Genomic DNA, 25,061 nt, shown 5'->3' with positions numbered 1-25,061 from the left:
GTGGCGAAGTGCCAGCGCCGCCGACGAGCGTGGTTTGCCCTGCATCGCGCATTCCGGTAGCTTTGCCCTACGCGCGCGCGACTATTATTACGTTCAGTGCGTTGGCGTCGCCTGGCGGCTGCGTCCCCGCCGTGCAGTTTCACGCTGCACGCATTAGTTGGCGACTCTCTTTCGTTTCATTCCAAAATCAAGGTCATCATGGCTCAATACGTTTACACCATGCATCGGCTCGGCAAAGTAGTGCCGCCGAAGCGGGAAATCCTCAAGAACATCTCCCTGTCGTTCTTCCCTGGCGCGAAGATCGGCGTACTCGGCCTCAACGGTTCGGGTAAATCCACCCTGCTGAAAATCATGGCCGGCGTCGATACCGAGTTCAATGGCGAAGCGCGGCCGATGCCCGAGCTGAATATCGGTTACCTGCCGCAGGAACCGCAGCTCGACCCGAGTAAGACCGTGCGTGAAGTGGTGGAAGAGGCCGTCAGCCAGATCAAGGACGCCCAGGCGCGTCTGGATCAGGTTTACGCTGCTTACGCCGAGCCGGATGCCGACTTCGACAAGCTGGCCGCCGAGCAGGCCAAGCTGGAAGCCATTCTGCAAACCAGCGATGGCCACAACCTGGAGCGTCAGCTGGAAGTGGCCGCCGACGCCCTGCGTCTGCCGGCTTGGGACGCCAAGGTGGCTGTGCTCTCTGGTGGTGAGAAGCGCCGCGTAGCCCTGTGCCGCCTGCTGCTGTCGGCCCCAGACATGCTGCTGCTCGACGAACCAACCAACCACCTGGACGCCGATTCGGTGGCCTGGTTGGAGCACTTCCTCCACGACTTCCCGGGTACCGTGGTGGCGATTACCCACGACCGTTACTTCCTGGATAACGTCGCGGGCTGGATTCTCGAACTCGACCGCGGCGCCGGTATTCCGTACGAGGGCAACTATTCCGGTTGGTTGGAAGCCAAGTCGAACCGTCTGGCGCAAGAGTCCAAGCAGCAGTCGGCTCACGAAAAAGCCATGAAGGAAGAGCTGGAGTGGGTGCGCAAAGGCGCCAAGGCTCGTCAGTCGAAGTCCAAGGCACGCTTGCAGCGCTTCGAGGAAATGCAGTCGCAGGAATTCCAGAAGCGCAGCGAAACCAACGAAATCTACATCCCGGTCGGCCCGCGTCTGGGCGACAAGGTCATCGACTTCGTCAACGTCAGTAAGGGCTATGGCGACCGTATGCTGATCGACAACCTGTCGTTCAGCATGCCCAAGGGCGCCATCGTCGGCGTGATCGGCGGTAACGGCGCCGGTAAGTCGACCCTGTTCCGCATGCTGATGGGCAAGGAACAGCCGGACTCGGGCAGCATCGAGATCGGTGAAACCGTGCAAATGGCCTGTGTCGACCAGAGCCGCGACGACCTCGACGGTAGCAAGAGCGTGTGGGAGGCCGTTTCCGATGGTGCCGACATGATCAAGATCGGTAACTATGAAGTGCCGTCGCGTACCTATGTAGGGCGCTTCAACTTCAAGGGCGGCGACCAGCAGAAGTTCGTCAAGGACCTCTCCGGTGGTGAGCGCGGTCGTCTGCACCTGGCGTTGACCCTGAAAGAGGGCGCCAACGTACTGCTGCTCGACGAACCGTCCAACGACCTCGACGTGGAAACCCTGCGTTCGCTAGAAGAGGCGCTGCTCGACTTCCCAGGCGCTGCCATCGTGATCTCTCACGATCGCTGGTTCCTCGATCGCGTGGCGACCCACATCCTGGCGTACGAAGATGACTCGCACATCGAGTTCTTCGAAGGTAACTACACCGAGTACGAAGCCGACCGTAAGAAACGCCTGGGTGATGCTGCCGCGCAGCCGCACCGCGTGCGTTACAAGAAGCTGGCGCAGTAAGCCAGGCTGAAAATAGAAACGGAGCCGCAAGGCTCCGTTTTTGTTTGTGCGCGTTTATTCAGTAGTAATACCAGCGCAGCGACAGCATCAGCTCGTTTTCCGGTGTTTGCAGATGGCTGAACTGACGGCTGGCACTCATGCGTAAACCGAGGTTATCTGACAGTTCCCATTGCTGGTTGAGCGCCACACTGCGGCGTACTTCGCCTTGCTGAAAGTAGTCGGCTTTGGCTTCTAGGCTCAGGTTTCCCAGTCGGTTGCTCCAGATCAGCCCTGTGTTGAAGCCCGCGGCCGGCGCGATAAATGCGGCGAAGTCACTGTTGTGCTCCAGGCGCGCGGTGGCCATGGCGTAGGCCAAGGTATCGCTGGCCAATTGCCAGGTGCCGCCGGCACCACCGTTAATTTGGCTGACCAGCTCACGGCGCTCATTTTCCCCCGGTACGCGTTCCAGGCCGGCGGCGACTTGCCAGGAAAGCGGTTGTAGCAGGCGGTTGCGTGGGGTCAGTGAACGAATGGTGGCCAGATCAAGGCGCTCGAGTTGCCAGTGATTGCCTTCGTACTGACGCAGCTTGAGTTGCAGGATTTCGATTTGTGCGCCCAGCGGAAAGCCCGCCAGGTTGTCATTCAGGTCGTGGTACGCCATGCGCAGGCCGTACTCGGCGAAGCTGCGGTCGCCAAGGCTGCCGGCGCCCAGTTGCCAGGTGCGCGACTGATGGCCATTTTCCGGGAGCTCCGGGCGCGCTATCGAAAGCTCGCCAGGTGGGTTGCGATTGATCGCCTGCAACAGCTCAAAGCTGCGCGTGGCCTGCACACTGTCACGTTCAGCGCCGGTGGCGTGGTAGCGCACCAAACGATAAGCGGCATCTTGGATCAGCGCGCGACGCGCAGGCGCTAAACCGAGGAAGGCCGGGTCATGCACCAGGCTGCTGTCGTCAGCCAGGGCCAGCACCCAATCTTGCTCGTTGTCCTGGAGTTGGCTAGCGCGGGCGAGCAACTCTTTTTCCCGCGAGGGGCGGTAGTCGATGCGCTCAACCAAGCCGGCCTGTTTGACGGCGCGCACGGTGTCGGTGGGGATGGCGGTCAGCGGGAACTGCTCGGTCAACGTCACGCCGGGGCGGGCGATTTCCAGCAGTTCAAGCAGGCGGAACGAGCAGTTCTCATCGAAGAAGAAATAATCGAAGCGTACCTGCTTGAGCTCCCACACATGCTCGACCATGCGTGCGGTTTCAGCCGGTGTCAGATTGAGCTCGTATTCCCACAGGTCGCGATTTTCCAAGCGGCTGTATTCGGCCAGTTTGGCGCGGTAGGACACCAGTGAAAACAGCCCTGGATAGCCGCCCATCAGGCCTTTCCAGGCATACAGCATGCTGTTGTCCATGCCTTCAATGTAGGCGCCAAAGTTCAGGGCGTAGCTGAGCAGAGCTGTACCGCTGGCATCCACATCGGCCTGATCGATGCGCAGCAAGGTATGGCCGAACATCGACGACGGGCTGTTCAAGTAGGCCGCCGGGAAAATAAGCACGGTCCGGTGCGGCTTTATGTCATCGAACCAGCGGCGGTACTCCGTGCATGTTGGGCTGGGCAGGTCGTCTAACTGCAGGCGTTCGCGCAGCCAGCGGGTGCGCGCGGGAAACACGCATTGCGGGTGGCTGTCGCCTGCTTCGGCAGGTTGGTAGAGCGCCTGTAACGTGGCCTTGAGTTCGGCCGCAGGGTCGCTGTCGCCGTCTTGGGCCAGGAAAAATCCGCGGTCATCAACATAGCTGCGCCAGCCGCCGAGCTTGCCGGTTTCGTAATGGCCGAGGGCAATCCAGTAAGGGTCGTTGGCGAGCGTATCCAGTGCTTGCGGCGATACCGCCGGGGCGGCGAGCAGGGGCGTACTGGCCGCGAGTAACAAACTCAATAACAGGTGTTTGGGCATAGTCATCTACTAATGGCGAGGGCAAGCACCCAGAGCGCTCAGGTGACGCAAGGCGGTGTAAGGGTTGTTGCCGGCTGCATGCAGCCGGCAGGCGGTTGCCGATTAAGCAGGCTGCGCGTATTTGGCCAGGCGGCTGTCACGCTTGATGACGTTTAAGGTCGCCGCATGCATCTGCTCGCCAGTGATGTCGGCCGAGCTGAAGATTTCACTGAAGTGTTGATGGGTCACGCTCGCGAAATAGGCGCGGTCTTGCTCTTCAATGCCCAGCAGAACGGCGTAGGTGGTCAGGGCTTCGCCTTGGCCTTTGGCCATGTCTTCGGACAGCTCGTCGAGCATGCCATTGATGGCCAGCAATGATCGGCCGCCATAAGTCAGGGTGCCGTCGGTCGAGCAACCGTTGGTGCCGGAGGTCATGCCGAAGGTGGCGTTGCCCGAGGTGCCGTTGGTGGTCGAGGCGACAAAGTGCGAAGGCAGGCCGCGCTGGCCTTCAAACAACATATTGCCCCAGCCGCAACTTGGGCCGCCGGGTGCTTCGGCGAGGGCCGTCAGGGAGGTCACGGTGAGTAGGGTGCCGATCAGAATCCGTTTCATAGGGAGTGCTCTTTCAAGTGAAGGAACGTCGACCGACTACTCACTGGCCTCAACTTGAGCATTTTGCAATGTCGGCGTTCTGTCAAGCGCAGAGCCGAAAAGAACTTCAGCGAGGAATGGTTTGCCGCGTGTTATTTGCCAATTACTGTCGCGCGCGGGGCTTTATGAATGGCCGCGTTGTTGGCACGTGTCGGCTTGTTCGCGCCGGGGCTTTTGCCGGTTTTACCGAACGATGCATCAGCGCTGAGCGGGTTGAGCAGACCGGTTTGGCCAGTTTTTGCTGAGCGGAAACCGCGCTGATGCCTTGCCAGTGCGCGCTGCGCGGCGCGAGAATGGCCCATCGTTCCGCGGCCGTTGCCGCCTGTTAAGGATTTCCAATGCCAGACTCTGCCGCAGCTCATTTGCGCTTGGCTCCCGAAGCACTTACGCGTCCCTTTTCACCTGAGCAGTTCAACTTTACCAATACCGAAGACCTCGAACCGTTTCGCGGCGTGTTGGGCCAGGAGCGCGCCGTCGAGGCACTGCAGTTCGGCGTGGCGATGCCGCGCCCAGGCTATAACGTGTTTGTCATGGGCGAGCCGGGTACCGGCCGCTTCTCGTTTGTTAAGCGCTACCTCAAGGCTGAAGCCAAGCGTCTGGAAACCCCGGCTGACCGGTTTTACGTCAATCATTTCGATGAGCCGCGCGAACCGCGCGCGCTGGAGCTGCCGTCCGGCCACTCTGCGGAATTTCTCGCGGACATCAACGGCCTGGTCGACAACCTGCTGGCGACCTTCCCTGCGGTGTTCGAGCACCCCTCGTTCCAGCAAAAGAAGAATGCAATCGACCGCGCCTTCAACAAGCGCTACGACCAGGCGCTGGATGTAATCGAGCGGTTGTCGCTGGAAAAGAGCATTGCCCTGTACCGCGACAGCAGCAATATCGCCTTTACCCCGATGCTGGAAGGCAAGGCGCTGGATGAGGCCGAGTTTGCTCAGTTGCCGGAAGCCGATCGTGAGCGCTTCCATGCCGATATCGCCAACCTCGAAGAGCGTCTGAATGAGGAGCTGGCCAGCCTGCCGCAGTGGAAGCGTGAGTCGAGCAACCTGCTGCGTCAGCTCAATGAAGAGACCATCACCATAGCCTTGCAGCCCTTGCTGAGCCCGCTTTCGCACAAGTACGCGGAAAACGCCGGGGTCTGCGCCTACTTGCAGGCGGTGCAGATCAACCTGTTGAAAACCGTGGTCGAGCAGCTGGTCGAGGTGGATAAGATCGATGCGCAAACGCGCAAACTGCTTGAAGAGCAGTACTGCCCGAGCCTGGTGGTGGGTCATCACGCCCAAGGCGGTGCGCCGGTGGTGTTCGAGCCGCATCCGACCTATGACAACCTGTTTGGTCGTATTGAATACAACACCGACCAAGGCGCGCTCTATACCAGCTACCGCCAACTGCGCCCCGGCGCATTGCACCGCGCCAACGGTGGTTTCCTGATTCTTGAAGCCGAGAAAATGCTCGGTGAGCCGTTTGTCTGGGATGCGCTCAAGCGCGCCCTGCAATCGCGCCAGCTGAAAATGGAGTCGCCATTGGGCGACCTCGGCCGTATCGCCACCGTGACCCTGACCCCGGAGGTGATTCCGCTGCACCTTAAGGTGGTGATCATCGGTTCGCGTCAGCTGTATTACACGTTGCAGGATCTCGATCCGGACTTCCAAGAGATGTTCCGCGTGCTGGTCGATTTTGATGAAGACATCCCGCTGGCCGACGACAGCCTGGAGCAGTTCGCCCAGTTGATGAAAACCCGCACCTCGGAAGAGGGCATGGCGCCGCTTACGGCTGCCGCCGTCGCGCGGGTGGCGACCTACAGTGCGCGCCTGGCTGAGCACCAAGGACGTTTGTCAGCACGGATTGGCGATCTGTTTCAGCTGGTCAGTGAAGCCGATTTTATCCGCAGCCTGGCGGGTGATGAGGTGACCGACGCCGGGCATATCGAGCGCGCGCTAAAAGCCAAGGCCACGCGCACCGGGCGCGTCTCGGCGCGGATTATCGATGACATGCTGGCTGGGATCATTTTGATCGACACCGCTGGCGCTGCCGTGGGCAAGTGCAACGGCCTGACCGTGCTGGAGGTCGGCGACTCGGCTTTCGGCGTGCCAGCGCGGATTTCTGCCACGGTGTATCCGGGCGGCAGCGGCATCGTCGATATTGAGCGCGAAGTTAACCTCGGTCAGCCCATCCACTCCAAGGGCGTGATGATTCTGACGGGCTATTTGGGTAGCCGTTACGCTCAGGAATTCCCGCTGGAAATCTCCGCGAGTATCGCTTTGGAGCAATCCTACGGTTACGTCGACGGCGACAGTGCGTCATTGGGCGAGGTGTGTACGTTGATCTCGGCCTTGTCGCGCACCCCGCTCAAGCAGTGTTTTGCGATTACCGGCTCGATTAACCAGTTTGGCGAAGTGCAGGCGGTGGGTGGGGTCAACGAGAAGATCGAAGGCTTCTTCCGCCTGTGTGAGGCCCGTGGCCTAACGGGCGAGCAGGGCGCGATCATCCCGCATTCCAACGTCACCACCTTGATGCTCGACGAGCGGGTGCTACAGGCCGTGCGTGCCGGGCAGTTCCATATCTACGCGGTGCGTCAGGTTGATGAGGCGCTGAGCCTGCTGGTCGGCACGGATGCGGGTACGCCGAATGAGCAGGGTCAGTTCCCCGCGGGCAGCGTCAATGCGCGGGTGGTCGAGCGTCTGCGTGACATCGCCGCCATGGGCATGGAAGACGACGACAAGGAAGAGCCGAAGAAGGAAGAGGCGCCCGCCGCGGCGGTAAAAGAGAAGAAGCCGCGGGTGAAAAAGCCAGCGGCCGAGTGACCGCTTGGCGGTGACAGTTCGCTCGGTGGCTGGTCAGTCACTGAGCGAATGAGTGTACCGCCCAGTACATCTGCCTCAGACCTGCTTTTCCTCAATTCATCCACACAGTTATCCACAGCGTATGGGGGTAACTGTTGGCTTCCCTCTGGCGCTTGCTCGGGTGTAGGCTGAAGGTCAGCTACCGAGAGGGTCGTCGCCATGTCGCGCAGCCTCAATCTCACCCGTCATTGTTTGGGCCTGGATACACGCATCGAATGCATGGTGCTGCCGCTGGCCGGTAACGAGGGGCTCTGGGCGCTAATCTGCGCCGCGGGCATGGCGGGCGCACAACCTTCTGCAATCAAGGCGCAAGGCCCATTCCGCGGGGCTTTGTCGGCCGAACGCATCCTCGTTGATATCGCCGAAAACCTGTGTGTCATGGGGTATCAGCCCTGCAGCGATGTATCGATCTGGCGGCTGCATATTCAGGCCGCGTTACGCCGCTTGAACGCCGAGCGGGGTCACCCTGTTGGGGATTTTCAGTCTCAGCCGGATACCTGAGTGCGCATGTGGTGAGTATTTGATCAGGCCTCGCCAGCCTTAGAAATAGCTGGCTTACAGCCATTGATCCTGAGCCTACGCACAAGGTTATCCACAGTTGCCGGGGATAACCGGGCTTGTCATCTATTGCCACACTCCAGGGTTGTTTGAGTGAAGGCGCTGGGTATACTCGCCGCCAGTTTTAAACCCTGAGAGAGCCCCTATGGAACGCTTTATCGAAAACGCCATGTATGCCTCGCGCTGGCTGCTGGCGCCTATTTATTTTGGCCTGTCGCTGGCGTTGCTGGCATTGGCGTTGAAGTTCTTTCAGGAAGTCTTTCATATCCTGCCCAATGTCTTTGCCATGGCTGAGGCGGATCTGATTCTGGTGCTGTTGTCGCTGATCGACATGGCCCTGGTTGGTGGCTTGCTGGTGATGGTGATGATTTCCGGCTACGAGAATTTTGTTTCCCAACTGGATATCGCCGAGGGCACCGAAAAACTCAGCTGGCTGGGCAAGATGGACTCCAGCTCGCTGAAAATGAAGGTGGCGGCGTCCATTGTGGCGATTTCCTCTATCCACCTGCTCAAGGTGTTTATGAATGCGCAGAACATCCCTGACAGCAAGCTGATGTGGTACGTGATCATCCACATGGCGTTTGTGCTGTCGGCCTTCGCCATGGGTTACCTAGATAAGCTGACCAAGCACTGATTTTTCTGAATGAGTCACCCGCCGCCCGGCCGTTGCAAAACGGACGGGCGGTTTGCGTTTGGCCTTGTGCTTTTGCTGTGTTGTACAAGAATTGTATTTGTATGATTTTTTGTATAACTTCGCTCGCCTGAGGTAATCGCCATGAATCTGCAAAACCTGTCGCAGCACGCCCATGCCGGGCATATCGACGCACTCAACCTTATTTCCATTGAGGGCGGTATCTACTTGCTCGAAGCGCACATGGATGGGCGTGTCCACCCGCTGCGCGATGGCAACGGTAAAACCCTGCACCTGCGCTCGGTTGAACACGCGCGCGATATGCTCACCGACATGCCGCCGATCCCGTTCCACTTGGTGCATGCCGTGGTGCATGACGAGATGTGCGGTATGCAAGACGGCACTCAAGATGTCCTGCGCGTGCCGATTTCCTTTATTTCCTCGTGGTAGTGATGTGACCGCAGCGGCCTCACTGTTTGCCCGTGCACTTGCCATCGTCGATGTGCAGATCACTGGTATGCACCCCGATAAGGATGGCATCTGGGAAGTGGCGGTGTTGCAGGTGGATGGCGGTGCGGTCACGGCGCGGCATAGCTGGTTAATCAACCCTGCCGGTGGTTTGCCAGCCAGCGTCTCGCGCACATCAGGCGTGCTGCCGGCAGAGTTGCTCGACCAGCCACGCTTTAGCGAGATTGCCGCTGAGCTTGCGCGCTGCCTGCAGGGGCGGGTTGTGGTGGGCCACAACCTGCGCGTCGCCCATGCCTTCTTACGGCGTGGCTTTGCCATTGCTGGGCAGCCTGTGCGCTATCGTCAGTTATGCACCTTGCAGTTAGCCCGCGCTGCTTGGCCTGACTTGCCCAACCATTCTCTTGATGCGCTTTGCGTGGCGCAGGGCATTAACCGTTTTTTTCAACACCGCGCATTACCAGACGCCGAGGCTGTTTGGCAGTTGCTGTTAAAGCTGATGGCGCAGGTGCCACACGATGTATTGAGTCAGCAGGTCGGGCGGCAGCTGCGTAAGGCCGCCGTGCCGCGTTTTATGACGGCTGAGCGGCTGCAGGCCCTACCCGCCAGCCCCGGGGTTTACTACTTCTACGGTGAGAACCAGGCCCTGCTGTATATCGGCAAAAGCCGCAATGTGCGCCAGCGGGTGCAGTCGCATTTCCAGAATGACCATCACAGCCGTCGCAGCCTGCAGATGGCTCAGCAGGTGCGTGATATCCGCGTGCAGCCGACGGCTGGAGAGCTGGGTGCGTTGCTGTTGGAGTCCGCCGAAGTAAAGCGCCTGCTGCCGCTGTATAACCGCCAGCTTCGCCGTCAGCGCGACCTATTGACCTGGGCGCTTATCGCCGGCGCGGATGGCTTGCGGCCTGAGTTGCAAGCTGTGGGGCAGGGCGCTGTCGAGGTCAGCAGTGTGGGGTTGTTTCGCTCACGGCGTCATGCCCATGCCTGGCTGCGCAGTGAGGCCGGGCGCAGCCAATTGTGCTTGCGCGTGTTAGGCCTGGAACGCGGCGACGGCGCGTGCTTTGCCACGCAGCTTGGCGGGTGTCGGGGGGCGTGCTGCGGGCGTGAGTCGCGCGAAGTACACGATGCCCGCTTGCTTGCGGGCTGTGAGCAGTTACGCATTGCCACATGGCCATGGTCGAGGCCAGTGGCCCTGGTTGAGCGCGACATGGAGCAGCGTATGTGCCAATGGCATGTGCTCGACCAGTGGCGACACGTGGCCACCGTCGATGATCCCACGCTGATTGATGCAGCCCGTCAGCAACCCGCTCAGGCATTCAGCCTCGACGCGTATCACATCCTGCGCAGCCATTTAAGGCGCTTTCCGCACACCGAGGTCGTTGTTTTATGAGTGTTCGCCGTCTTGCCCTGGTGCTGGGTGACCAGCTGTCGTTCGACTTACCCAGCCTGCAAGCGCTGGATCCGCAGCGCGATGCCGTGCTGCTCGCAGAGGTGGCGGCGGAAACCGATTATGTGCCGCACCACCCGCAGAAAGTCGCCCTGATCTTCAGTGCCATGCGTCACTTTGCCGAGGCCCTGCGTGAGCGCGGCTGGCGCGTGCATTACGTCAAACTCGATGACTCCGATAACAGCGGTTCGCTGCCTGGCGAGTTGCAGCGTTGGGCGACGCAGCTGCAGGCGACTGAAGTGCATGTCACCGAGTGTGGTGAGTGGCGGCTGGAAGATCAGTTGAAGCGCAGCGACGTGCCGATCATCTGGCATGCTGATCATCGCTTTGTCTGTGGCCGCGATGAGTTCGCCCTTTGGGCCGACGGGCGCAAGCAGCTGCGCATGGAGTTCTTCTATCGCGAGATGCGCCGCAAGACCGGCTTGTTGATGAATGGCGACGGTACGCCGGTGGGCGGTGCGTGGAACTTCGATGCGGAAAACCGCAAGGCGCTGCCCAAACAGGTCAAAGCACCGATGACCGCGCGTTTTCCGGCGGATGCTATTACCCAGGAGGTGCTGGCGCTGGTGGCTGAGCGCTTCAGTCATCACTACGGCAGCCTAGCGTCCTTCGATTACCCGGCGACCCACGCTGAAGCCGAGGCGCTGTGGCAGCATTTTCTCGACTTCGCCCTGCCTGCTTTTGGCGACTATCAGGACGCTATGGCGGTCGGTGAGCCGTTTCTGTTTCATGCGCGGATCAGTGCGGCGCTGAACATCGGCCTGCTAGATGTGCGCCGCCTGTGTGCCGATGTAGAGGCGGCCTATTGGCGCGGCCAGGTGCCGCTGAATGCTGCCGAGGGCTTTATCCGTCAATTGATCGGCTGGCGTGAATACGTGCGCGGCATTTATTGGCTGCACATGCCCGAGTACGCCGAGCGCAATGGCTTCGGCAATACCCGGCCGCTGCCCGAGTTTTATTGGACCGGTAAAACTCGCATGAAGTGTATGAGCCAGGCCATTGGTCAGACCCTGGAACACGCCTATGCGCATCATATCCAGCGACTGATGGTCACCGGCAACTTCGCGCTGCTGGCCGGGATTCAGCCCAGTCAGGTGTGTGACTGGTACTTGGCGGTCTATATGGATGCCTTCGACTGGGTCGAGCTGCCCAACACCCTGGGCATGGTCATGCATGCCGATGGCGGCTATCTGGGCTCCAAGCCGTATTGCTCGAGCGGGCAGTACATCAAGCGGATGTCCAATTACTGCGGCGACTGCGCGTACAAAGTCAGCGAGAGCGTGGGTGAGCAAGCGTGCCCGTTCAATGCGTTGTACTGGCACTTTTTAATGCGCCACCGTGAGCAGCTTGGTGCGAACCATCGCTTGGGCATGATTTACCGGAACCTGGATAAGATGACTGAGGCCAAGCAACAGGGGCTCTGGCAGCGCGGAGAACAGCTGTTGGTGCGCCTGGATGCCGGCGAGGGCCTGTGAAAAAAGCCGACTTGCCGGTAAAGACCTGTCAGGTTTGCGGCTTACCGTTCACCTGGCGCAAGAAGTGGGCGCGGTGCTGGGATGAGGTGCAGTACTGTTCCGAGCGCTGCCGGCGCAACCGTTCGGGTGTGGCGGGTGGTTAGGGTGGGTGGCGCGTTTGTGCTAGGCTGGCCGACCTTTTTTCAGCCCCTAGCGGAGCAGTGCTATGTCCGAAATCAATCTCTCGACTGATGAAACTCGCGTCAGCTACGGCATCGGCCGCCAATTGGGCGGTCAACTCAGCGACAACCCGCCGCCGGGTGTGAGCCTGGAGGCTATCCTGGCGGGTCTGACTGACGCCTTCAACGGCCAGCCGAGCCGCGTGAGCGAAGCCGATATGACTGCCAGCTTCAAGGTGATCCGCGAGATCATGCAAGCTGAAGCTGCTGCCAAGGCTGAGGCCGCTGCCGGTGCTGGCTTGGCTTTCCTTGCCGAAAACGCCACGCGTGATGGCATTATCGTATTGGCGTCTGGCCTGCAGTACGAAGTGCTGAATTCCGGTGCTGGCGCGATGCCAACCCGCGAAGACACCATTCGTGCGCATTACCACGGCACCCTGATCGATGGCACTGTGTTTGACAGCTCCTACGATCGTGGCGAGCCTGCTGAGTTTCCGGTCGGCGGCGTGATCGCTGGCTGGACTGAGGCCCTGCAGCTGATGAATGCCGGCAGCAAATGGCGCCTGTATGTGCCAAGCGAGCTGGCTTACGGCGAGCAAGGTGTTGGCAGCATCCCGCCGCACAGCGTGCTGGTGTTTGATGTGGAGCTGCTGGACGTTCTCTAACGTTTAGGTGCTTTCCTTCGCGGGCGTGGCCCGCTCCTACGACGTTGTAGGAGCGGGCCACGCCCGCGATGCGTTTCAGGGGCGCAACGCCCGGGCATAGCAGTGCAGAAACAGATTACGTACCAGCTCCTTGAGCACCAACGGCTCGCTGGAGTTCAGCTCGTGTAAATCCAGATCGCCCTGATCACGCAGCTCATCCAGTGCATCTTCCTTAAGCAGTGCGCAGACTTCGCCGGTGTTGCGATTGAGAATGCGCAGATACGGCTGCGGGCGGTCCAGCCAGGCATCGATTAGGTAGGTCATCACTCATCTCCCTTAAATGGTCTAATGAGAATAATTCTTATTAGGCTTATAGCAAGTCCTAATTGCTGCCTTTCGTCGCGCAAGCTGAAAACTGCTGGTGCTATTTCTACCGTCGCGCAGCGACGGCCCGTAGAGGCGCCGCCATAGATGGCAGGCCATAAAAAGCCCGTCACAGGGACGGGCTCTTGGTCGTGGGCGGGTTGGCTAGTGCGTGCGGGCTACTGCAAAGCGGCAAAGCTCAATGAGTGCGTCACGGTATTCGCTGGTGGGTAGCGCATCCAGGCACGTGATCGCGCGGTCGGCATAATTGCGCGCTTGTTGGGCGGTGTAGTCCAGGGCGCCGGCTGCTTCGACGGCGTTACGGATGCTCTCCAGGTCTTCGATGCCGCCTTTCTGGATAGCCTGGCGCACCAGGGCCGCTTGTTCAGGCGTACCTTCGCGCATGGTGTAGATCAGCGGCAGGGTTGGCTTACCTTCAGCCAGGTCGTCACCGACGTTTTTGCCCAGGGCAGTCGCGTCACCGCGGTAGTCGAGCAGGTCATCGACCAGTTGGAAGGCGACACCTAGATGATCGCCAAAGGTACGCAAGGCTTCAGTTTGTTCGGCATTGGCTTCGGCCAGGGCGGCGGCGCTGTGGGTCGAGGCCTCGAAGAGCATCGCCGTCTTGCCGCGGATGACCTCCATATAGGTTTCTTCCGTGGTGCTGGCGTCGCGGATCTTCGACAGCTGCAGCACTTCGCCTTCGGCAATCACCCGGGTGGCCTTGGACAGGATCTTCATCACGGGCATGGAACCCAGCTCGACCATCATTTCGAACGAGCGCGAATAAAGGAAGTCGCCAACCAGCACGCTTGGCGCATTGCCCCACTGCGCATTGGCCGTGCTGCGGCCGCGGCGCATGTCGGACATGTCGACCACATCGTCGTGCAGCAGAGTGGCGGTGTGCAGGAACTCGATAGTGGCAGCAAGCAGGCGCAACTTGTCGCCGTCCAGGCCCAGCGCTTTGCCGCTAAGCAGAACCAGCAGGGGACGCAAACGTTTACCGCCTGCGGAAATAATGTAGTCGCCGATCTTCTCTACCAGCGGTACGCGCGACACCAGTTGGGCGCGGATGATGCCGTCGACGGCGGTAAAGTCATCCGCCACCACGCGGTAGAAAGCCTGGGGTTGCATTGCTTACACCTGCTGTTCATGGGTTGCGCGGCATGCTATGGGGCAGGGTAGGGGCTGTCAAGGCAAGTGCTTTGCGGTCTTGCGTCGGGCTTGCGGCTTGCGTACAATCGCGCACCCTGAACTTCCCCCTGGGTATTTCCCTGCCTTACGCAATTGCAAGGGTGTCCTTACGGCCCCGAGCAGCCATGCCAGCCGACACTTATTCCTATAAAGCGCTGGGTGAGCAGGATTAACGGAGATTTACCATGTACGCAGTAATTGTTACTGGTGGCAAGCAATACAAAGTCACCGAAGGCGAATTCCTCAAGATCGAAAAACTCGAGCTGGCCACTGGCGAAGCCGTGACTTTTGATCGTGTTCTGCTGGTCGGCAATGGCGACGACGTTCAAATCGGCGCGCCGGTTGTTGAAGGTGCCAAGGTTGTAGCTGAAGTGATCGCTCAAGGCCGTCACGACAAGGTCACCATCATCAAGTTCCGTCGTCGTAAGCACCACATGAAGCGCCAGGGCCACCGTCAGTGGTACACCGAGATCAAAATCACCGGTATCCAGGCTTAACTCGTTTCAGTCTGATCCCTTTATAGGAGTATTGAACTCATGGCACACAAAAAAGCTGGCGGTAGTACCCGCAACGGTCGCGACTCAGAAGCCAAGCGCCTTGGCGTGAAGATGTATGGCGGCCAGAAAATCATTCCTGGCAACATCATCGTGCGTCAGCGCGGCACCCAGTTCCACGCCGGTTACGGCGTTGGCATGGGTAAGGATCACACCCTCTTCGCGAAAATCGAAGGCGTGATCAAGTTTGAAGTAAAAGGCGCGTTCAACCGCCGTTACGTGAGCGTCGTTGCGGCTTAATTGCGCGACTGCTGGGAAAGCCCCGTCCTTGCGACGGGGCTTTTTTGTTTCTGTATTATTGGGGTTCTTGCCAAACTGTCCTGGGTGCTGGCGTTCAAATTGAATGCAGGTCAATTTTGCAAGAACCTGGTGTTTCTCGTTTTAGATAACCCGCCTTGTTGCGGGAGGCGTACCTATGAAATTCGTCGATGAAGTATCGATTTCTGTAAAGGCCGGTGATGGTGGCAACGGCATGATGAGCTTCCGTCGTGAGAAGTTCATTGAAAATGGCGGCCCTAACGGCGGTGATGGTGGCGATGGCGGCTCGATCTATATCGAAGCCTTTGCCAACCTCAATACCTTGGTCGACTACCGTTACACGCGCCGCTTCCAGGCGCCGAATGGTGACAAGGGTGGTAGCACCGATTGCACCGGCGCCAAGGGTGAGGACCTGATCCTTCCGGTGCCGATTGGTACCACGGTGATTGATGCCGGCACGCAGGAAGTCATTGGTGACCTGACTCGTGCGGGTCAGCGCTTGCTGGTAGCGCAGGGTGGCTGGCACGGGTTGGGTAATACGCGCTTCAAGTCGAGTACTAACCGTGCGCCGCGGCAGACTACGCCGGGTAAACCGGGTGATGCGCGCGACCTGAAGATGGAGTTGAAGGTGCTGGCGGATGTGGGTCTGCTGGGCTTGCCAAATGCCGGCAAGAGCACCTTTATTCGCTCGGTCTCTGCAGCTAAGCCGAAAGTGGCAGATTATCCGTTTACTACCCTGATCCCCAATCTGGGCGTGGTCAGTGTTGATCGCTACAAGAGCTTTGTTGTTGCCGATATTCCGGGGTTGATCGAAGGTGCGTCCGAGGGTGCGGGTCTGGGTATTCGCTTCCTCAAGCACTTGTCGCGTACCCGCTTGTTGCTGCACCTCGTGGATATGGCGCCGTTGGATCTGACCGATCCTGCTGAGTCGGCAGCCACCATTATTGATGAGCTGACCAAGTTCAGTCCGTCGCTGGCTGAGCGCGAGCGCTGGCTGGTGCTGAACAAGGCGGATCAGATCCTCGAAGAGGAGCAAGAGGCGCGCATCGCTGAAATTGTCGAGCGGATCGAATGGAAGGGGCCGGTGTATGTGATTTCTGCCCTGGCCCGCGAAGGGACTGAGCAGCTGTGTTATGACATCATGGATTTCCTTGAGGCGCGTGCTGAGCGTATTCAGGAGAATCCCGAGTTCGCCGCTGAATTGGCTGAGCTGGATACGCGCATCGAAGATGAGGCGCGTGCCCAGTTGCAGGCGCTGGATGATAAGCGTGCGCTGCGTCGCTCCGGGGTTCGGGCGGTCAGTGACGTTGAGGAAGATGACAGCTTCTGGGATCAAGAAGACGAAGACGATGGCCCGGAAATTATTTACGTCCGGGATTAAGCAACTACAAAAACGCCGCTTAATTGCGGCGTTTTTGTAATCACAGGTCGCTGCTGGGGTTGGATGATCATGCGTGACAAGGTAACCGGTGCGCAGCGCTGGGTGGTGAAGATTGGCAGTGCGCTGCTGACTGCTGATGGGCGTGGCTTGGATCGTGCGGCGATGGCGGTGTGGGTCAAGCAGATGGTGGCGCTGCGTGAGCAGGGTGTTGAGTTGGTGCTGGTGTCTTCCGGTGCGGTGGCGGCGGGTATGAGTCGCCTGGGCTGGGTGGCGCGACCGAGTGCGATGCACGAGTTGCAGGCGGCGGCGGCAATTGGCCAGATGGTGCTTATCCAGGCGTGGGAGTCGAGTTTTGCTGAGCATGGCCGGCGCACGGCGCAGATTCTGCTGACCCATGATGATCTGTCAGACCGCAAACGCTACCTCAATGCACGCAGCACGCTGCGCACGCTGGTGGATCTGGATGTGGTGCCGGTGATCAATGAAAACGACACGGTGGTCACCGATGAGATTCGCTTCGGTGATAACGACACCCTGGCGGCGCTGGTGGCTAACCTGGTCGAGGCTGATCTGTTGGTGATCCTGACCGACCGCGATGGCATGTATAACGCTGACCCGCGGCATAACCCTGATGCCGAGCTGATTTTCGAGGCGCGCGCCGACGATCCGGCCCTGGATGCGGTAGCAGGTGGTGTGGGTGGTGCGTTAGGGCGTGGCGGCATGCAGACCAAGTTGCGTGCGGCGCGTTTGGCGGCGCGTTCCGGTGCGCATACGGTGATTGTGGGTGGCGCCATTGAGCAGGTTCTGGCCCGGCTCAGGGTGGGCGAGTGTCTGGGTACCCTGCTGGCGCCTGAGCGTGGCATGTTGGCGGCGCGCAAGCAGTGGTTGGCTGGGCATTTGCAAACCCGTGGCACGCTGGTGTTGGATGACGGTGCGGTCAAGGCGCTGGCGAGCGGTACTCGGAGTTTGCTGCCGGTTGGTGTTAAGGCTGTGCAGGGTAGTTTTCGGCGCGGTGAAATGGTCGTCTGTGTGGCCGTCGATGGTCGCGAGATTGCGCGCGGTCTTGCTAATTACAGTGCGCTTGAGGCGCAGAAGATCATTGGTCGGCCGTCGGATGCTATTGAGCGGTTGCTCGGTTATGTGGATGAGCCTGAGTTGGTGCATCGGGATAATTTGATTCTGGTCTGAGGTGGAGCTGATGCAAATCGTAAAAGGATTGCTCGCTGCGCTGCTGGTGCTGCCTGGGTTGGCGGCAGCGGAGCAGGTGGGTGAGGTGTCGACGGTTTTCAAGTTTATGGGGCCAAACGACAAGATCGTGGTTGAGGCGTTCGATGATCCGAAGGTGGCGGGTGTGACGTGTTACCTGTCGCGAGCCAAGACTGGTGGCGTCAAGGGTGGGCTGGGTTTGGCTGAGGATCGTGCTGAAGCGTCGATTGCCTGTCGTCAGGTTGGGCCGATCAGCTTTCTCGACAAGCTCAAAGATGGCGAGGAGGTGTTTCGTGAGCGCACCTCGCTGGTGTTCAAAACCATGCAGGTGGTGCGTTTCTTCGATCGCAAGCGCAATACCCTGGTTTATCTGGTCTACAGCGATCGGGTGATTGAGGGTAGTCCGCAAAATGCGGTCACCGCCATCCCGATTCTGCCTTGGCCGCAAAAGCCCTAAATAAAAAAGCCCGAAGCGATTCGGGCTTTTTTGTTGTCTGTCAGTTATGGGTTTGGTTGAGCTTGCAGGGGTGGTTGGCGCTTTTTTCTGGGCAATAAAAAACCGGCCTAAGCCGGTTTTTTAACATCTAGCAGTGAGTTGCTAGCAGCTTAGGCAGCTGCAGCTTCGCTCAGTGCTTTGATGTGGCCATTCAGGCGGCTCTTATGACGAGCTGCTTTGTTCTTGTGGATGATGCCTTTATCGGCCATACGGTCGATTACCGGCACAGCCAGGGTGTAAGCGGTCGTTGCAAGAGCGGCGTCTTTGGCTTCAATAGCCTTGATTACGTTCTTGATATAAGTGCGGACCATCGAGCGCTGGCTGGCGTTATGGCTACGACGCTTCTCAGCCTGTTTTGCGCGTTTTTTGGCAGAAGGTGTATTGGCCACCGTCAAGCTCCTCGAAAAAATTCTGGGGGGTTACAAACAAATAAGGCCGCGAATCATGCCGATATGAGGGCGTGCTGTCAACCCTGTGGGCGTTTCCCTGTGCTGGCCTGACCAGCGGCTGGGCGCTACACTCGTCGCCTTTGCGCGACGGCGGGTTTTCCGCGGCTGTGCTTGTTTGCGGAAATCGAATTATTACATGAATTTGCTCAAGTCGTTGGCCGCTGTCAGCTCCATGACCATGCTTTCACGTGTGTTGGGCTTTGTGCGCGACACCATTATCGCGCGCACCTTCGGTGCTGGCGTGGCTTCGGATGCCTTTGTGGTGGCGTTCAAGCTGCCGAATCTGTTGCGCCGTATTTTTGCCGAGGGCGCATTCTCCCAGGCTTTCGTGCCAATTCTCGCCGAATATAAAACCCAACAAGGTGACGAGGCGACGCGCACGTTTATCGCCTACGTGACGGGGCTGCTGACCCTGGTGCTGGCGCTTGTCACGTTTGTCGGGATTCTGGCTGCGCCCTGGATCGTCTGGGCCTCCGCACCGGGATTTGCTGATGAGGCGGAGCGGTTTGAGCTGACCACTGATCTGCTGCGGATCACTTTTCCTTATATTTTGCTGATCTCGCTGTCGTCGCTGGCGGGGGCTGTGCTCAATACCTGGAACCGGTTTTCGGTGCCGGCCTTTGTACCCACCTTGCTAAACCTCAGCATGATCGTCTTTGCGCTGTTCTTAACGCCCTATTTTGATCCGCCGATCATGGCGCTGGGCTGGGCGGTGCTGGTGGGCGGTCTGCTGCAGTTGTTATTTCAGCTGCCGCACCTGCACAAGATCGGCATGCTGGTGTTACCGCGTCTGAACCTGAAAGACACCGGCGTATGGCGGGTGGTCAAGCAAATGGGGCCGGCGATTTTCGGGGTCTCGGTCAGCCAAATTTCGCTGATCATCAACACGGTATTCGCGTCTTTTCTGGTCGCAGGCTCCGTGTCATGGATGTATTACGCTGACCGCCTGATGGAATTGCCAGCGGGGGTGCTCGGCGTAGCGTTGGGCACCATTTTGCTGCCGGTCTTGTCGAAAACTCATGCCGGGGCCAGTCGTGAGGATTACTCCAAGTTGCTCGACTGGGGGTTGCGTCTGTGTCTGGTGTTAGCGCTGCCGAGTGCGGTGGCATTGGCGATTATTTCTGAGCCGTTAATTGCCTCGCTGTTTCAGTACGGCAAGTTCAGCGCGGGCGATACGGCCATGACCCAGCGTGCGCTGATTGCTTATTCATTTGGTCTGGTCGGGATTATTCTGGTGAAGATTCTCGCGCCCGCCTTCTACGCCCAGCAAAACATCAAGACGCCAGTGCGTATCGGGCTGGTGACATTGCTGGCAACCCAGGCGATGAACCTGCTGTTTGTCTTCGTGATTCCCCTGGCGCATGCCGGGCTGGCGTTGTCTATCGGCCTGGCCGCCTGTTTAAACGCGGGCCTGCTGTATTGGCAGCTGCGCAAGCACGACATGTTTACCCCGCAGCCTGGCTGGGCATTGTTTGCCGGCAAGCTTTTGCTGGCGTTGTTGGCGATGGCGGCAGCGCTGTTGTTAACCATGCAGCAGCTGCCTGGCTGGGCGGACGACAGCATGCTCTGGCGTTTACTGCGTTTGGGTGGGCTGGTTAGTGCAGGGTCGCTTGCCTATTTTGCCGTGCTAGCGCTGCTGGGCTTTCGTTTGCGTGATTTTGCCCGGCGCAGTTCGCTCTGATGGCGGCTGATTTGCCGCCTGTTGTCTGCTGCCCGGTGTGCGTATAATCGACCACTTTATGAGCAAGAAGCGCGTTATGCAGCTGGTTCGAGGCCTACACAATCTGCGGCCCCAGCATCGGGGCTGTGTTGCCACCATTGGTAATTTCGACGGCGTCCATCGTGGTCATCAGGCCATCTTGGCGCGTTTGCGTGAGCGCGCCGCCGAGCTTGGCGTGCCCAGTTGCGTGTTGATTTTCGAACCGCAGCCGCGTGAGTTTTTTGCCCCGGAGAATGCCCCGGCACGCTTGGCACGCTTGCGTGACAAGCTGGCGTTGCTGGCCGCCGAAGGCGTCGACCGAGTGCTGTGCCTGAGTTTCAACCGTCGCCTGCGTGAGCTGAGTGCTGCTGAGTTTGTCCAGCGTGTGCTGGTGGACGGCCTCGGTATACAGCACCTGGAAGTGGGTGATGACTTCCGGTTTGGCTGTGATCGCGCTGGCGATTTCGCCTTCCTGGCCGAGGCCGGTGCGCGTGAAGGCTTTAGCGTTGAGGCCGCCAGCACGGTTGAACTGGACGGTATTCGCGTCAGCAGTACGCGCGTGCGTGAAGCGCTCGATGCGGGTGATTTCGTCCTGGCGCAGCATCTGCTCGGGCGGCCCTTTCAGATCGCCGGGCGGGTGTTGCATGGGCAGAAATTGGGGCGTCAGCTGAATGCGCCAACGGCCAACGTACAGCTCAAACGCAAGCGTGTACCGCTACGTGGGGTGTACCTGGTCAGTACCGAAATCGACGGCCAGACCTGGCCGGGTGTCGCCAACATCGGTGTGCGACCGAGTGTTGCAGGTGATGGCAGTGCCCACCTGGAAGTGCACGTGCTGGACTTTGCCGGTGATTTATATGGCCGGCGTTTAACGGTGGCTTTCCACCGCAAGCTGCGTGATGAGCAGCGTTTCGCCTCGCTTGAGGCACTGAAGATGGCAATTGCTGCCGATATTGTCGCCGCCCGCGCCTATTGGTGCGCTTAAACACATAGCGCCAACCGCTTAGAAGAGCCCGAAATGACCGACTACAAAGCCACGCTGAATCTGCCTGATACCCAATTCCCGATGAAAGCCGGTCTGCCGCAGCGCGAACCACAGATTCTGCAGCGTTGGAGTGATATTGGCCTGTATCAGAAGCTGCGCGCTCAAGGCGAAGGTCGGCCGAAATTCGTCCTGCATGACGGCCCGCCCTATGCGAACGGCAGCATTCACATCGGTCATGCGCTGAACAAGATCCTCAAAGACATCATCACCCGCTCCAAGACCCTGTCCGGCTACGACGCGCCCTACGTGCCGGGTTGGGATTGCCACGGTCTGCCGATTGAGCACAAGGTCGAAACCACTTTTGGCAAGAATCAGCCTGCTGATCTAACCCGCGAACGCTGCCGCACGTATGCCGGCGAGCAGGTTGAAGAACAGAAGGGTAACTTCATCCGCTTGGGCGTGCTGGGCGAGTGGGACAATCCTTACCTGACCATGAACTTCGCCAACGAGGCCGGAGAAATCCGCGCCTTGGCGGAAATCGTCAAGAAGGGCTTCGTGTTCAAGGGCCTAAAGCCGGTCAACTTCTGTTTTGATTGCGGTTCGGCATTGGCTGAGGCTGAGGTCGAATACCAGGACAAGAAGTCCGATGCCATCGATGTGGCCTTCCCGGTCGTGGATGCCGACAAGCTAGCCGCCGCCTTCGGTCTGGCCAGCTTGAGTAAGCCCGCCAGCATCGTCATCTGGACTACCACGCCCTGGACAATCCCCGCTAACCAAGCGCTGAACGTGCATCCGGAGTTTAATTACGCCCTGGTGGATGTAGGTGATCGCCTGCTGCTGCTGGCTGAAGAAATGGTCGAAAGCAGCCTGCAACGTTATGGTCTGCAGGGCGAGGTCATTGCCACCGCGGCGGGTGCTGCGTTGGACCTGATCAATTTCCGTCACCCGTTCTATGATCGTCTCTCGCCGGTCTACCTGGCTGAGTATGTCGAGTTGGGCGCCGGTACTGGCGTGGTTCACTCGGCGCCGGCCTATGGTGAGGATGACTTCCGTACCTGCAAGCAGTACGGCATGAGCAACGATGAGATCTTCAATCCGGTGCAGAGCAACGGTGTGTATGTCGAGTCGCTGCCGTTCTTCGGTGGTCAATTCATCTGGAAGGCCAATTCGAATATCGTTGCCAAGCTGGAAGAAGTGGGCGCGCTGCTCAAGCACGAAGCCATCCAGCACAGCTACATGCACTGCTGGCGCCACAAGACGCCGCTGATCTACCGTGCGACCGCGCAGTGGTTTATCGGTATGGATAAGCAGCCGAATGAGGGCGCCACTCTGCGTGAGCGTTCGCTGGCCGCTATCGAAGAAACCCAATTCGTTCCAGCCTGGGGCCAGGCGCGCCTGCACAGCATGATTGCCGGCCGTCCTGACTGGTGTATCTCGCGTCAGCGTAACTGGGGTGTGCCGATCCCGTTCTTCACTCATAAAGAAAGCGGTGAGCTGCACCCGCGCACTGTTGAGATTATGGAAGAGGTGGCGCAGCGTGTTGAGCAGGAGGGCATCGAAGCCTGGTTCAAGCTCGACGCTGCCGAGTTGCTGGGCGATGAAGCCGGGCAGTACGACAAGAGCCGCGACACCCTGGACGTTTGGTTCGACTCGGGCACAACTCACTGGCACGTATTGCGTGGCTCGCACGCCGAGTTGGCGCATACCAATGGCCCTGTTGCCGACTTGTATCTCGAGGGCTCTGACCAGCACCGTGGCTGGTTCCATTCCTCGCTGCTGACCGGCTGTGCGATCGACGGTCATGCGCCTTACAAAGAGTTGTTGACTCACGGCTTTACTGTCGATGAACAGGGCCGTAAGCAATCCAAGTCCCTTGGTAACGTCGTCGCGCCACAAAAGGTTATCGACAGTTTGGGGGCAGACATCTTGCGCCTTTGGGTCTCGTCCACCGATTACTCGGGCGAGATGGCCGTCTCTGACCTAATTCTACAGCGCAGTGCTGACGCCTACCGGCGTATCCGCAACACCGCGCGCTTCCTGCTTTCCAACCTCAGTGGCTTCGACCCTAAAGAGCACTTGCTGCCAGTTGATGAGATGTTGGCACTGGATCGCTGGGCGGTGGACCGTGCGTTGCTGCTGCAGCGCGAAATTGAAGAAGCCTACGACAGCTACCGCTTCTGGAATGTCTACCAGAAGGTGCACAATTTCTGTGTGCAGGAGCTGGGCGGTTTCTACCTCGACATCATCAAGGACCGTCAGTACACCACTGCCGCCGACAGCGTGGCGCGTCGTTCCTGCCAGACCGCCATGTTCCATATTGTTGAAGCGTTGGTGCGCTGGATTGCGCCGGTGTTGTCGTTCACGGCGGATGAGCTTTGGCAGTACTTGCCGGGTGAGCGTAATGAGTCGGTAATGCTCAATGGCTGGTACCAGGGCCTTAGCGAGATGCCACAGGACTTCGCACTGAGTCGTGAGTTCTGGGAGCGGGTCATGGCGGTCAAGGTCGCAGTGAACAAGGAAATGGAAAACCTGCGGGCGGCCAAGGCTATCGGCGGTAACCTGCAGGCCGAAGTCACTCTGTATGCCGAAGACAGCTTGATCGCGGATCTGAATAAGCTCGGTAACGAACTGCGCTTCGTGCTGATTACCTCCACCGCCAGCCTCGCGCCGCTCAGCGCTGCGCCAGAGGATGCCGTGGTGACCGAGGTTGCCGGCCTTAAACTGAAAGTGTTGAAGTCCGGCCATGCCAAGTGCGGTCGTTGCTGGCATCACCGCGAGGATGTCGGAGTAAACCCGGCTCATCCGCTAATCTGCGGCCGCTGCGTCGACAATATCGAAGGCGCTGGCGAGGTTCGTCACTATGCTTAACAACGGCCGGCCTAACGCCAGTCGTTTCGGGCATTTGGCTTGGCTGTGGCTGAGCCTGCTGGTGTTTGTGGTCGATCAGGCGAGCAAGTTCTATTTCGACAACAGCCTGAGCATGTACCAGCAAATTGTGATCATCCCGGATTACTTCAGCTGGACCCTGGCCTATAACACCGGCGCGGCCTTCAGCTTCCTGGCGGATGCAGCGGGCTGGCAGCGCTGGTTCTTTGCCGCGATTGCGCTGGTAGTGAGCGTGGTGCTGGTAGTGTGGCTCAAGCGTCTCAAGCCCGGCGAAACCTGGCTAGCCGTTGCCTTGGCCTTGGTGCTGGGTGGCGCGCTGGGTAATTTGGTGGACCGCGTGGTGTTTGGCCATGTGGTCGACTTCATTTTGGTGCACTGGCAACACCGCTGGTATTTCCCTGCCTTCAATGTGGCGGATATGGCGATTACTGGCGGTGCCATCCTGTTGGCGCTGGATATGTTTAAAAGTGATAAGTCCGGAGAAGTAGCCCATGACTGAGTCTGTCATCCAAGAGCAGCGTATCGGCCCGGACAAGGAAGTTACCCTGCATTTCGCCCTCAAGCTGGGCAATGGTGATGTGGTCGACAGCACCTTCGATAAAAACCCCGCGACCTTTAAGGTCGGTGACGGCAATTTATTGCCTGGTTTCGAACAGGCCATTTACGGCTTGAAGGCGGGCGACAAACGCAGCCTAGAGATCAGCCCAGAGCAGGGCTTCGGCCAGGGCAACCCACAAAACATCCAGGTCATGCCGCGCAGCCAGTTTCAAGACATGGAGCTGTCTGAGGGATTGCTGGTGATTTTCAATGATGCTGCCAATGCTGAGCTGCCTGGCGTGGTCAAAGCTTTTGATGACAGCCAAGTCACCATCGACTTCAATCACCCGCTGGCCGGCAAGGCGCTGAGCTTCGATGTGGAAATCATCGAGGTTAAAGCGCTCTGATCGGCGCACTATTG

The 25,061-nt window shown here is 59.1% G+C and carries 24 protein-coding genes; 19 read left to right on the top strand and 5 right to left on the bottom strand.

Annotated elements, in window-relative coordinates:
* Nucleotides 1-198: 198 nt before the first annotated feature.
* Entirely contained in the window at nt 199-1,866 is a 1,668-nt protein-coding gene (gene ettA / locus ACEPAJ_RS18680; RefSeq protein ID WP_274087290.1) for an energy-dependent translational throttle protein EttA, read from the top strand.
* 58 nt (nt 1,867-1,924) lie between these two features.
* Here the strand turns inward: ettA and ACEPAJ_RS18675 are convergent, their stop codons facing one another.
* Nucleotides 1,925-3,781: a DUF4105 domain-containing protein gene (locus tag ACEPAJ_RS18675; RefSeq protein ID WP_425916912.1), complete on the bottom strand. Its 1,857-nt coding sequence runs from the start codon at nt 3,779-3,781 to the stop codon at nt 1,925-1,927.
* A 102-nt stretch (nt 3,782-3,883) separates the two neighbouring features.
* Entirely contained in the window at nt 3,884-4,372 is a 489-nt protein-coding gene (locus tag ACEPAJ_RS18670; RefSeq protein ID WP_425916910.1) for a DUF3015 domain-containing protein, read from the bottom strand.
* 377 nt (nt 4,373-4,749) lie between these two features.
* Between ACEPAJ_RS18670 and ACEPAJ_RS18665 the strand changes: the two genes are divergently transcribed.
* From ACEPAJ_RS18665 to ACEPAJ_RS18630, 8 genes are all read left to right on the top strand, one after another.
* Nucleotides 4,750-7,215, top strand: a complete 2,466-nt coding sequence (locus ACEPAJ_RS18665; protein WP_425916908.1) for a Lon protease family protein — start codon at nt 4,750-4,752, stop codon at nt 7,213-7,215.
* A 198-nt stretch (nt 7,216-7,413) separates the two neighbouring features.
* Entirely contained in the window at nt 7,414-7,755 is a 342-nt protein-coding gene (locus ACEPAJ_RS18660) for a hypothetical protein (RefSeq protein WP_425916906.1), read from the top strand.
* A gap of 202 nt (nt 7,756-7,957) precedes the next feature.
* Nucleotides 7,958-8,446 carry a TIGR00645 family protein gene (locus tag ACEPAJ_RS18655; protein ID WP_274087294.1) on the top strand — a complete coding sequence of 163 codons (489 nt, stop codon included), beginning with the start codon at nt 7,958-7,960 and terminating at the stop codon, nt 8,444-8,446.
* Between the two features lie 141 nt (nt 8,447-8,587).
* Nucleotides 8,588-8,893 (top strand): DUF6482 family protein, encoded by a 306-nt coding sequence (locus ACEPAJ_RS18650; protein WP_274087295.1) that lies wholly within the window; start codon nt 8,588-8,590, stop codon nt 8,891-8,893.
* 4 nt (nt 8,894-8,897) lie between these two features.
* Complete coding sequence (locus ACEPAJ_RS18645) at nt 8,898-10,298, top strand: exonuclease domain-containing protein (protein ID WP_425916904.1); 1,401 nt, start codon at nt 8,898-8,900, stop codon at nt 10,296-10,298.
* Nucleotides 10,295-11,830: a cryptochrome/photolyase family protein gene (locus ACEPAJ_RS18640; protein WP_425916902.1), complete on the top strand. Its 1,536-nt coding sequence runs from the start codon at nt 10,295-10,297 to the stop codon at nt 11,828-11,830. Before ACEPAJ_RS18645 ends, ACEPAJ_RS18640 begins: the two co-directional genes overlap by 4 nt.
* Nucleotides 11,827-11,973, top strand: a complete 147-nt coding sequence (locus tag ACEPAJ_RS18635; RefSeq protein ID WP_425916900.1) for a DUF2256 domain-containing protein — start codon at nt 11,827-11,829, stop codon at nt 11,971-11,973. The genes ACEPAJ_RS18640 and ACEPAJ_RS18635 overlap by 4 nt, the downstream gene beginning before the upstream one ends.
* 62 nt (nt 11,974-12,035) lie before the next feature.
* Nucleotides 12,036-12,653, top strand: a complete 618-nt coding sequence (locus tag ACEPAJ_RS18630; protein ID WP_425916898.1) for an FKBP-type peptidyl-prolyl cis-trans isomerase — start codon at nt 12,036-12,038, stop codon at nt 12,651-12,653.
* Between the two features lie 75 nt (nt 12,654-12,728).
* On the opposite strand, the gene ACEPAJ_RS18625 is transcribed toward ACEPAJ_RS18630, so the two are convergent.
* Both ACEPAJ_RS18625 and ACEPAJ_RS18620 read right to left on the bottom strand, forming a co-directional pair.
* Nucleotides 12,729-12,956, bottom strand: coding sequence for a hypothetical protein (locus ACEPAJ_RS18625; protein ID WP_425916896.1), 228 nt, complete (start codon nt 12,954-12,956; stop codon nt 12,729-12,731).
* 204 nt (nt 12,957-13,160) lie between these two features.
* Nucleotides 13,161-14,129, bottom strand: coding sequence for a polyprenyl synthetase family protein (locus ACEPAJ_RS18620; protein ID WP_425916894.1), 969 nt, complete (start codon nt 14,127-14,129; stop codon nt 13,161-13,163).
* A 245-nt stretch (nt 14,130-14,374) separates the two neighbouring features.
* Here ACEPAJ_RS18620 and rplU point away from each other — a divergent pair, with 245 nt between their 5' ends.
* The 5 genes from rplU (at nt 14,375) to ACEPAJ_RS18595 (ending at nt 18,045) form a co-directional block, all read left to right on the top strand.
* On the top strand, nt 14,375-14,686 hold the full coding sequence (gene rplU, locus ACEPAJ_RS18615; protein ID WP_411179714.1) for a 50S ribosomal protein L21: 312 nt from the start codon (nt 14,375-14,377) through the stop codon (nt 14,684-14,686).
* A 39-nt stretch (nt 14,687-14,725) separates the two neighbouring features.
* The gene (gene rpmA / locus ACEPAJ_RS18610) at nt 14,726-14,983 is read left to right on the top strand and encodes a 50S ribosomal protein L27 (RefSeq protein WP_003176049.1); all 258 of its coding nucleotides are present in this window, start codon (nt 14,726-14,728) and stop codon (nt 14,981-14,983) included.
* A gap of 175 nt (nt 14,984-15,158) precedes the next feature.
* On the top strand, nt 15,159-16,382 hold the full coding sequence (gene cgtA / locus ACEPAJ_RS18605; protein ID WP_425916890.1) for an Obg family GTPase CgtA: 1,224 nt from the start codon (nt 15,159-15,161) through the stop codon (nt 16,380-16,382).
* A 69-nt stretch (nt 16,383-16,451) separates the two neighbouring features.
* Nucleotides 16,452-17,570: a glutamate 5-kinase gene (proB, locus tag ACEPAJ_RS18600; RefSeq protein WP_425916888.1), complete on the top strand. Its 1,119-nt coding sequence runs from the start codon at nt 16,452-16,454 to the stop codon at nt 17,568-17,570.
* A 10-nt stretch (nt 17,571-17,580) separates the two neighbouring features.
* Nucleotides 17,581-18,045: a CreA family protein gene (locus tag ACEPAJ_RS18595; protein WP_425916886.1), complete on the top strand. Its 465-nt coding sequence runs from the start codon at nt 17,581-17,583 to the stop codon at nt 18,043-18,045.
* Between the two features lie 149 nt (nt 18,046-18,194).
* On the opposite strand, the gene rpsT is transcribed toward ACEPAJ_RS18595, so the two are convergent.
* Nucleotides 18,195-18,473 carry a 30S ribosomal protein S20 gene (gene rpsT, locus ACEPAJ_RS18590; RefSeq protein WP_090240092.1) on the bottom strand — a complete coding sequence of 93 codons (279 nt, stop codon included), beginning with the start codon at nt 18,471-18,473 and terminating at the stop codon, nt 18,195-18,197.
* A 196-nt stretch (nt 18,474-18,669) separates the two neighbouring features.
* On the opposite strand from rpsT, the gene murJ reads away from it, so the two are divergent.
* The 5 genes from murJ (at nt 18,670) to ACEPAJ_RS18565 (ending at nt 25,047) form a co-directional block, all read left to right on the top strand.
* Nucleotides 18,670-20,214: a murein biosynthesis integral membrane protein MurJ gene (gene murJ / locus ACEPAJ_RS18585; protein ID WP_425916884.1), complete on the top strand. Its 1,545-nt coding sequence runs from the start codon at nt 18,670-18,672 to the stop codon at nt 20,212-20,214.
* Nucleotides 20,215-20,290: 76 nt separating this feature from the next.
* Nucleotides 20,291-21,217, top strand: coding sequence for a bifunctional riboflavin kinase/FAD synthetase (gene ribF, locus ACEPAJ_RS18580; RefSeq protein WP_425916882.1), 927 nt, complete (start codon nt 20,291-20,293; stop codon nt 21,215-21,217).
* Between the two features lie 33 nt (nt 21,218-21,250).
* Entirely contained in the window at nt 21,251-24,085 is a 2,835-nt protein-coding gene (ileS, locus tag ACEPAJ_RS18575; protein ID WP_425916880.1) for an isoleucine--tRNA ligase, read from the top strand.
* A complete protein-coding gene (gene lspA, locus ACEPAJ_RS18570) occupies nt 24,078-24,602 on the top strand; it encodes a signal peptidase II (RefSeq protein WP_425916878.1) in 525 nt (174 codons plus the stop codon). The genes ileS and lspA overlap by 8 nt, the downstream gene beginning before the upstream one ends.
* Nucleotides 24,595-25,047, top strand: a complete 453-nt coding sequence (locus tag ACEPAJ_RS18565; protein ID WP_425916876.1) for an FKBP-type peptidyl-prolyl cis-trans isomerase — start codon at nt 24,595-24,597, stop codon at nt 25,045-25,047. The genes lspA and ACEPAJ_RS18565 overlap by 8 nt, the downstream gene beginning before the upstream one ends.
* The last annotated feature ends 14 nt before the right edge of the window (nt 25,048-25,061 follow it).

The sequence above is a fragment of the Pseudomonas sp. GWSMS-1 genome (assembly GCF_049847425.1).
Taxonomy (GTDB): domain Bacteria; phylum Pseudomonadota; class Gammaproteobacteria; order Pseudomonadales; family Pseudomonadaceae; genus Aquipseudomonas.
The sequence above is the reverse complement of the archived record's forward strand: the minus strand, read 5'-3'. Positions and strand labels throughout refer to the sequence as shown.